Source organism: Mesorhizobium sp. M7A.F.Ca.AU.001.01.1.1 (assembly GCF_004022735.1).
GTDB classification, from domain to species: domain Bacteria; phylum Pseudomonadota; class Alphaproteobacteria; order Rhizobiales; family Rhizobiaceae; genus Mesorhizobium; species Mesorhizobium ciceri.
This window is the reverse complement of the sequence record NZ_RZPF01000295.1, coordinates 1-7361: the sequence shown is the minus strand read 5'-3', so window position 1 is coordinate 7361 and position 7361 is coordinate 1. Positions and strand designations below refer to the sequence as shown.

Below are 7361 nucleotides of genomic sequence, written 5' to 3'. Positions count from 1 at the left end.
CGTCATTTCCACCGAAAACCGGCTGAAGGCGCCGGCGGAAGCCACCGGCGGCAGCGTGCGCCGGCTGGCGTCTTCCACAGGCCTTGGCAGCGACGTGACGCTGCCTTCCATCGTGCCGGTGCGCTCGGCTGGTGCCGCATCCGGCAGCGACTGGATCGGCCTGCGCACGACAGACGACAGCGTGCTCAAAGCCGTCTCGCGCGTGCCGCTGTTCGGCGGCTTCCTCGGCCTCGGCCTGCTGCTTCTGGCAATGGGTTCGATGTGGTACCGCGAGGGACGGTAGCGCGGCGCTCTTTTCCCTTCTCCCTTGTTGTGGGAGAAGGGAAAGCCCCCTGCTCTACTCCTCCGGCTCCGTCGTGAACATCAGCGGATAGCCCTTGGCCTTGCCGGCATCGGTGGCGCGCGTCGCCTTGGTCTCGGCGACATCCTTGGTGAACACGGCGACGACGCAGACGCCACGCCGATGCGCAGTGATCATCACCCGGTGCGCTTGGTCTTCGCTGAGTTTGAACTCGCCCTTCAGCACCGTCACCACGAATTCGCGCGGCGTGAAATCGTCGTTGATGAGGATGACCTTGTAGAGTTTTGGCCGTTCGACTTGCGGCTTGATCTGGGTACGCGGTTTTGTGGTAATTTCAGGCATCGGAACCGACAGTTTTGCGTAAGCGATGTGACCGCCATTCTGGCACCGGTGAAAACGGTCGTCCATTTTGATCGACGCGCGAAACCGGTGTCCGCCGACGCGGCCATTCATAATCATGTGGGAAAGTGTCGGTTGCCGTTCAACGGCCTTGGCGGCCGAACATGCGACGGCCGGGAATCTGCCGCACGGCCGCAGCGGGCGGTATATCGGACCGAAAACGGTTTCCGCCGGCATCCGCCCGGCGTTCCAGCCAGGTCGCGATCAGCCACGCGGCGACGCAGATCAACGTCGCGCCGGTCAGCACGACCAGCAGCCAGGTCTGTGCCGGCGTTATGTAGTCCCAGTTGGTGGAAATCGCCGGAGCGAACAGCGAAGGCTCGGTGCGTCCGCTGGCCGGATCGGGGACCGGGCTGGCGGTGAACAGGATAAGCACTCTGGCGAGGCCGGTGGCAACCAGACCGCCGATCACCATCGAGCGCAAAATGGACGAAAGCCGCTTCTTCATGCGGATTGTCCTACACGGCCGGCGTTGCAAACGGGTTAAGTGTCAGTCGAGGCGGAAGCTGCCGGTGCCAGACTTCGCCAAAGATCAGTTGAACCCATCGACCGCTGCATCGCCAATGTCAGGGCTTCAGCGGCTCGGACAGGAAGAAGGCCGCTCCAACCGAAACCAGCTGGAGCGGCCTTGGTCAACAGGCCGGCATTTTATGCCGGACCTTATCAGGTCTTCGGGGCGTCCTTCTTGACGGCCTTCTCAGCAGCCTTCTTGTGCTTCTTGACGGTCTTCTTGACGACCTTCTTCGGAGCAGCCTTGGCCGGAGCGGCAGTCGCCGGAGCGGTGGTCGTCGAAGCAGCCGGAGCAGCGGTCGTGGTGGCGGCGGCGTTGCCGAGAGCCGGCATCGCGAAAGCGAGAGCGACGGCGAGACCGGTTGCGGAGAGGATGGACTTTTTCATGGCTTCGTTTCCTTTTTATGCGGGTCAAGTTTCGGAGCGTTACTGAACCGGGTCGTTCGGCGTCACTCCAAGCAGCTTCAAAGCATTGGCGAGCATCCGGATGCCCTGTGCCTGTTTCTTGGCGGCGCAGTACCGGTTGCCCTTTCTCTGAAGTGCCTTTGCCGCGGTGACCTGCGTTGCCGTGGCATGGGTTTCGAGGGCTTCATCAAATTGGTGGCTGAGATTGGCGCACCGTTCGCTCCGGGTTGTGAGCGTCGCCTTTGCGTCCGATTGTCCGACAGCGGCAGTGACCAGGCAGAAGCCCAGCAACGCACCCAACAAACTGATCGACAACCTTGGCATCGGTTTATCCGTAAACCCGGAGACTAGCGTCGCAGCCGATGACCTGACCGCCACGAGATCAGTTATGCCTTTGAAATTTTTCAGGAGTTTTTCTGAACTGTAGAATTTTGTTTCTGGAGTGTGTCTGAGAAAGCCGGTGTGAACCCCATCATAGCCACTGGCCAACATATGGCCTGAATTCTATCGTGTGGGTTGCGACCGAAGGGCTTGGCAATCAAAGACAGAAGGGCTTGGCAACAATGACAGGGCTGCTGTGAAATCCGATGCACACATACTGATCGTCGACGACGACAAGGGCATCCGCGACCTGCTGCAGGAATTCTTCCAGAAGCGGGGCCTGCACACCTCGGTTGCCGCCGACGGCATCGAGATGGAGACCATCCTGCGGCGCGTCCAGGTGGACCTCATCGTCCTCGACGTGATGCTGCCCGGCAAAAGCGGGCTGGAGCTGTGCCGCGACCTGCGCGCCCAGTATTCGACGCCGATCATCATGCTGACCGCCGTCACCGAGACGACCGACCGCGTCGTCGGCCTGGAAATGGGCGCCGACGACTATGTGCCCAAGCCCTTCGACCCGCGCGAGCTTTTGGCGCGCATCCGGGCCGTGCTCAGGCGCAATGGCGCCGCCGAGCCGAAGCGCGCCACCACCAAGCAGATCTACCGCTTCGCCGGCTGGACGATGGACTGTGCCCGGCGCCGGCTGATCGCACCCGACGATGTCAGGGTCGAGCTGACCATGGCCGAATTCAACCTGCTGCAGACCTTCGTCAAGAGTGCGCAGCGTGTGCTGACCCGCGACCAGCTCATCGAACTGTCCGGCGGCGACAGCGACTATTCCTTCGACCGCAGCATCGACATCCTGGTCAGCCGGTTGCGGCGCAAGATGGAGGACGACCCGAAGACGCCCAAGCTGATCCTGACCGTACGCAGCGGCGGCTACCAGTTCCTGCCCGAGACGACCTCCGAATGAGACGTTTCCTGCCGCAGACCTTGCCTGTCTGGGTGCTGCTGATCGTCATTGCCGGCCTGCTGATCAGCCAGGTCGCGACCCTCTACATCGTCTCGCGCGACCGCGCTGCCGCCAACGACGTCGTCGACCTCTACCGGCTCAACGACCGTGCCTTCTCGCTGGTGCAGCTCATGCATGACGCCAGTCCGGACGAGCGCAAGGCGACGGCGACCGGCCTGTTCAACTCCACCTACGCGCTCACCGTTTCGGACACGCCGGCGGTCACTTCGTCGATCGCCGGCGATGACGAACTGGCCGAACTCGAAGACATCCTCGTCGGCCGGCTGTCCAAATTCGGCATCACCGATGCACGCGTGCGCCGCGATCCGGCGACGCGCGAGGCCGACGACGCGGACGGCACGACGCCAGGACCCGACATCGGCCAGGTCGAGCGCGACCTTCTGGTGCTGGCCGCCGACTTCGCCCAGAGCGACAAGCTGACGGCATCGCTGCGCTTCGCCGACGGCCAATGGCTGAATTTCACCGAACCGATCACGCCCGTCGGCCCGATCCTGAGCTTCGACAGCCTGCCGCTCTATTCGCTGATCGCAGGGCTGGTGGTGATCATGTCGATCTGGTCGCTGCGCCGGCTGACGGCGCCCTACCGGATGATGGAAACCGCCGTGAACCGGATCGGCAAGGATCTGAAGAGCCCGCCGATCGCCGAGGGCGGCAGCCGCGAGGTGCGTGCCGCCGCCAAGGCGATCAACGCCATGCAGGCGAGGTTGCGCGAATATGTCGAGGACCGCGAACATCTGGCGGCGGCACTGGCGCATGATCTGCGCACGCCGATGACCAGAATGCGCCTGCGCCTGGAGCTGTTGCGCAAATCGGCGGTCCGCGAGGCGCTGGCGCACGACCTCGCCGATGTCGAGAGCATCGCCAGCTCGGTGATCGACTTCGCCACCTTCGAAGTGACCGAGGAAAAGAACGAACGCATCGACTTCTGGTCGCTCGTGGAATCGATCGCCGACGGCTATGACGACGTCTCGTTCGACGACGAGACCCGTTCGCGCGGGCTGATCTGCATGGCGCGGCCGGTCGCGCTCAAGCGCTGCGTCACCAATCTGGTGCAGAACGCGGTCACCTACGGCAAGAAGGCGCATCTTTCGCTGCGCCGGTCGGAGGACATGATCCTGCTCACCATCCGCGACGAAGGGCCTGGCATACCGCAGGCGCAGATCGACGCCGTGTTCGGCTCGTTCGTGCGCCTCGAACAATCGCGCAACCGCCAGACCGGCGGTCTTGGTCTCGGCCTGACCATTGCCCGCAACATCGCGCGCGCCGCAGGTGGCGAGATCCGCCTGTCCAACAATCCCGGCGGCGGCCTGCTGACGCAACTGCGCCTGCCGCTGGCGGCATAAAAACAAGGCGCGCCCGGTCGCCGCGCCTCGCCGCCGTTGGATTCCGGAGAAACTACCGCCGCAACACCGCGCTCAGCACGTCGCGAATGCCGATGGCGCCGACGAAGCGCGACTGGTCGTCAAACAGCGCTACCGGAGCGGTCTGCGAACGGTGCATGGCCAGCATGACGGTTTTCAGCGAGGTGCCGGGATTGGCCCAGAACACTTGCGCGGCTTCCTCGGATTGGCCTTCGACGTCGGCGCACGACACCCAGACCGCCGGCTTGCCGTCGCGTTCGGCCGCCGCCACCAGCCCGTGATCGTCGATCTTGAAGCGCGTCGTCTTGCGGCGGTCGAGCCAGACCCAGCCGTCCTTGCCGTGCTCCAGATCACGACGGTCGCGCATCACGTTCCAGGCGGTCAGCACCGACAGCGGGTTCACATTGGCGATGAAGTCTCGGACATAGTCGTTGGCGGGCCGCAGCACGATGTCTTCGGGCGCGCCGGTTTGCACGATGCGCCCACCCTCCATGATGGTGATGTGGGAGCCGATCTTCAGCGCCTCCTCGAGGTCGTGGCTGACGAAGATGATGGTCTTCTTCAATTCAGCCTGCAGCTGCAGCAATTCGTCCTGCAGCTTGGTGCGGATGAGCGGGTCGAGCGCCGAGAACGGCTCATCCATCAACAGGATCGGCGCCTCGGTGGCGAAGGCCCGCGCCAGGCCGACGCGCTGCTGCATGCCGCCCGAAAGCTCATGCGCATATTTCTTCGACCACTGGTCGAGATTGACCAGCTTGAGCTGGCGTTGGACGCGCTCCTTGCGCTCGGCTTCTGGGACGCCGGCCAGTTCGAGGCCGAGACCGACATTCTCCTCCACCGTGCGCCAGGGCAAAAGGCCGAACTGCTGGAACACCATCGCCACCTGTTTCTGGCGCAGGCGCCGCAAGGTCGCCTCGTCGCAGGTGACGACATCGACGGTCTTGTCGCCATCCTTGACCAGCACCTGGCCGCGCGACACCACGTTGAGCCGGTTGACCGCCCGCAGCAATGTCGACTTGCCCGAACCGGAGAGGCCCATCAGAACGGAGATCTCGCCCTCGTTCACGGTCAGGCTGGCGCCGGCGCAGCCCAGTACATTGCCGGTCTTTTCGAGGATCTCGGCGCGGCTGGCGCCGGCGTCGATCATCTTCAGCGATCCGGCCTGGTCGGCGCCGAAAACGATATCGACGTTCCTGAAATCGACGGCGACGGTCATTTCTTGCCTCCAACGGCGATGCGGGTCATCCGGTCGAGCACGATGGCCAAAACGACGATGGCAAGCCCCGCCTCAAGCCCGAGGTCGATGCGGCGCGAGCCGAGCGCCCGGTTGATCTCGGTGCCGAGCCCGCCGGCGCCGATCAGTGCGGCAAACACCACCATCGACAGCGACAGCATGATCGATTGCGTCAGGCCGGCCATGATGGTGGGCAGCGCCGACGGCAGTTCCACCTTCCACAGCAGCTGGCTCTTGGTGGCGCCGAAAGCCTCGCCGGCCTCGACGATCGACTTCGGCACCGAGACGACGCCCAGATGCGTGAGCCGGACCGCGGTCGGGATGACGAAGATGATGGTGACGATGAGGCCGGGCGCGTTGCCGAGGCCGAACAGCGTCAGCACCGGGATCAGGTAGACGAAGGTCGGCAGCGTCTGCATCAGGTCGAGCACCGGCAGCATGACGCGGTAGACCTTCGGCTTGTGCGCTGCCCAGATGCCGAGCGGCACGCCGATGGCCATGGCCATGGCAGCGGCCGCGACGACCAGCACCAGCGTCTGCACCGTCTGCTTCCAAAGGTTCTGGTTGATGATGAAGATCAGGCCGAGAAAGACGCCGATGGCAAGCGGTCGCGAGCGTTGCAGCAGCCAGGCGACAACGGCGATGACCAGCGCCAGCAGCACCGGCGGCACCATCAAGAGGATGCCGACCAGCCCGTCGAGCAGGAAATTGAGGCCATTCGAAAAGGCCCTGAACACAGTGTCGAAATTGTCGGTGAGGAAACCGAAGAAGGCCTTTCCCCAGGCGCCGATCGGAATCTTGTGATCGACCATGAATTTCGAAATCGGATCCATATCGCCCCTCTCGTGCAGGAGACCGCCCTGCCCCTCGGCCTCGGCCGTCGTCATCTTGTCACAGGATATGAAAAAGGGCAGCCTTTTCTAAGATGGCTGCCCTTCCTGGTTCGGCTTTGCCGAATTCAGTCGGCTCAGCTTCCGAGCGCGGTCTTGATGGCGGCGGCAGCGTCACCGCCGTCGAAGGTGGTCACGCCGGCTATCCACGGGGCAACGGCATCCGGGTGCTTCTTCAGCCAGTCGGTTGCAACCGTATTGGCGTCGCCGCCCTTGAGGATCGCGTCCATCATCTCGCCTTCCATGTCCAGGTTGAACTTCAGGTTGGCGATGAACTTGCCGGCGTTCGGGCATTCGGTGGTGTAGCCCTTGCGCACATTGGTGTAGACGGTGGCGGCGCCGAAGCCGCTGTCGCCCATGCCGTCGAGATAGGTGATCTTCATGGCGCCCATCACCGGATGCGGCGTCCAGCCGAGGAAGGCGATCCATTCATTGTTCTTCATCGACTGCTCGGCCTGCGTCAGCATGCCGGCTTCCGAGGATTCGACCAGCTCGAAGCCTTCGAGATTGTCCTTCGGGTTCTTGATCATGTCGAGGATGATGCGGTTGCCGTCATTGCCGGCCTCGATGCCATAGATCTTGCCGTTGAACTTGTCCTTGAACTTGCCGATATCGGTCAGCGATTTGACGCCGGCGTCGGCGACATAGGTCGGCACGACGATGCCGTAGCCGGCGCCGGTCAGGTTGGTGCTGATCGTCTCGACCGAACCGTCGGCTGTATAGTCCTTGATGTCGTTGGTCATCGACGGCATCCAGTTGCCGAGGAACACGTCGAGATCCTTGTTCTTCAGCGACGCCATGGTCACCGGCACCGACAGCTGGATCGTTTGCGGCTCATAGCCGAGCGCGGTCAGCAGCACGGAGGCGACGCCGGTCGTCGCCTGGCTGTCGGTCCAGCCGACGTCGG

Annotated in this window: 9 protein-coding genes and 1 pseudogene; 3 read left to right on the top strand and 7 right to left on the bottom strand. The window is 63.4% G+C overall.

Annotation, left to right across the window (positions count from 1 at the left end; all coding sequences use genetic code 11):
• Positions 1-283 (top strand): annotated as a pseudogene (locus EN884_RS18805) (hypothetical protein); the annotation flags it as partial.
• 54 nt (positions 284-337) lie between these two features.
• Here the strand turns inward: EN884_RS18805 and clpS are convergent.
• The 4 genes from clpS to EN884_RS38695 all read right to left on the bottom strand — a co-directional run bounded on the left by clpS (position 338) and on the right by EN884_RS38695 (position 1939).
• On the bottom strand, positions 338-643 hold the full coding sequence (clpS, locus tag EN884_RS18800) for an ATP-dependent Clp protease adapter ClpS (RefSeq protein ID WP_013529964.1): 306 nt from the start codon (positions 641-643) through the stop codon (positions 338-340).
• Between the two features lie 139 nt (positions 644-782).
• On the bottom strand, positions 783-1148 hold the full coding sequence (locus EN884_RS18795) for a hypothetical protein (protein WP_063168852.1): 366 nt from the start codon (positions 1146-1148) through the stop codon (positions 783-785).
• 215 nt (positions 1149-1363) lie between these two features.
• On the bottom strand, positions 1364-1597 hold the full coding sequence (locus EN884_RS18790) for a hypothetical protein (protein ID WP_013529962.1): 234 nt from the start codon (positions 1595-1597) through the stop codon (positions 1364-1366).
• Positions 1598-1636: 39 nt separating this feature from the next.
• Positions 1637-1939 carry a hypothetical protein gene (locus EN884_RS38695; protein WP_024504541.1) on the bottom strand — a complete coding sequence of 101 codons (303 nt, stop codon included), beginning with the start codon at positions 1937-1939 and terminating at the stop codon, positions 1637-1639.
• 253 nt (positions 1940-2192) lie between these two features.
• Between EN884_RS38695 and EN884_RS18780 the strand changes: the two genes are divergently transcribed.
• Both EN884_RS18780 and EN884_RS18775 read left to right on the top strand, forming a co-directional pair.
• The gene (locus tag EN884_RS18780; RefSeq protein WP_013529960.1) at positions 2193-2909 is read left to right on the top strand and encodes a response regulator transcription factor; all 717 of its coding nucleotides are present in this window, start codon (positions 2193-2195) and stop codon (positions 2907-2909) included.
• Complete coding sequence (locus EN884_RS18775; RefSeq protein ID WP_063168853.1) at positions 2906-4312, top strand: ATP-binding protein; 1407 nt, start codon at positions 2906-2908, stop codon at positions 4310-4312. The genes EN884_RS18780 and EN884_RS18775 overlap by 4 nt, the downstream gene beginning before the upstream one ends.
• Positions 4313-4364: 52 nt before the next feature.
• On the opposite strand, the gene choV is transcribed toward EN884_RS18775, so the two are convergent.
• From choV to choX, 3 genes are all read right to left on the bottom strand, one after another.
• Entirely contained in the window at positions 4365-5546 is a 1182-nt protein-coding gene (gene choV / locus EN884_RS18770; protein ID WP_024504539.1) for a choline ABC transporter ATP-binding protein, read from the bottom strand.
• Positions 5543-6397, bottom strand: coding sequence for a choline ABC transporter permease subunit (gene choW / locus EN884_RS18765; RefSeq protein WP_024504538.1), 855 nt, complete (start codon positions 6395-6397; stop codon positions 5543-5545). Before choW ends, choV begins: the two co-directional genes overlap by 4 nt.
• Before the next feature lie 134 nt (positions 6398-6531).
• On the bottom strand, positions 6532-7361 hold an 830-nt coding region (choX, locus tag EN884_RS18760), incomplete at its 5' end, for a choline ABC transporter substrate-binding protein (RefSeq protein ID WP_128360671.1).

Excerpts from the sequence above, each read along its gene's own strand:
- clpS (WP_013529964.1), bottom strand. The coding sequence starts at position 643 with ATGCCTGAAATTACCACAAAACCGCGTACCCAGATCAAGCCGCAAGTC.
- EN884_RS18795 (WP_063168852.1), bottom strand. The coding sequence starts at position 1,148 with ATGAAGAAGCGGCTTTCGTCCATTTTGCGCTCGATGGTGATCGGCGGT.
- EN884_RS18790 (WP_013529962.1), bottom strand. The coding sequence starts at position 1,597 with ATGAAAAAGTCCATCCTCTCCGCAACCGGTCTCGCCGTCGCTCTCGCT.
- EN884_RS38695 (WP_024504541.1), bottom strand. The coding sequence starts at position 1,939 with ATGCCAAGGTTGTCGATCAGTTTGTTGGGTGCGTTGCTGGGCTTCTGC.
- EN884_RS18775 (WP_063168853.1), top strand. The coding sequence starts at position 2,906 with ATGAGACGTTTCCTGCCGCAGACCTTGCCTGTCTGGGTGCTGCTGATC.
- choV (WP_024504539.1), bottom strand. The coding sequence starts at position 5,546 with ATGACCGTCGCCGTCGATTTCAGGAACGTCGATATCGTTTTCGGCGCC.
- choW (WP_024504538.1), bottom strand. The coding sequence starts at position 6,397 with ATGGATCCGATTTCGAAATTCATGGTCGATCACAAGATTCCGATCGGC.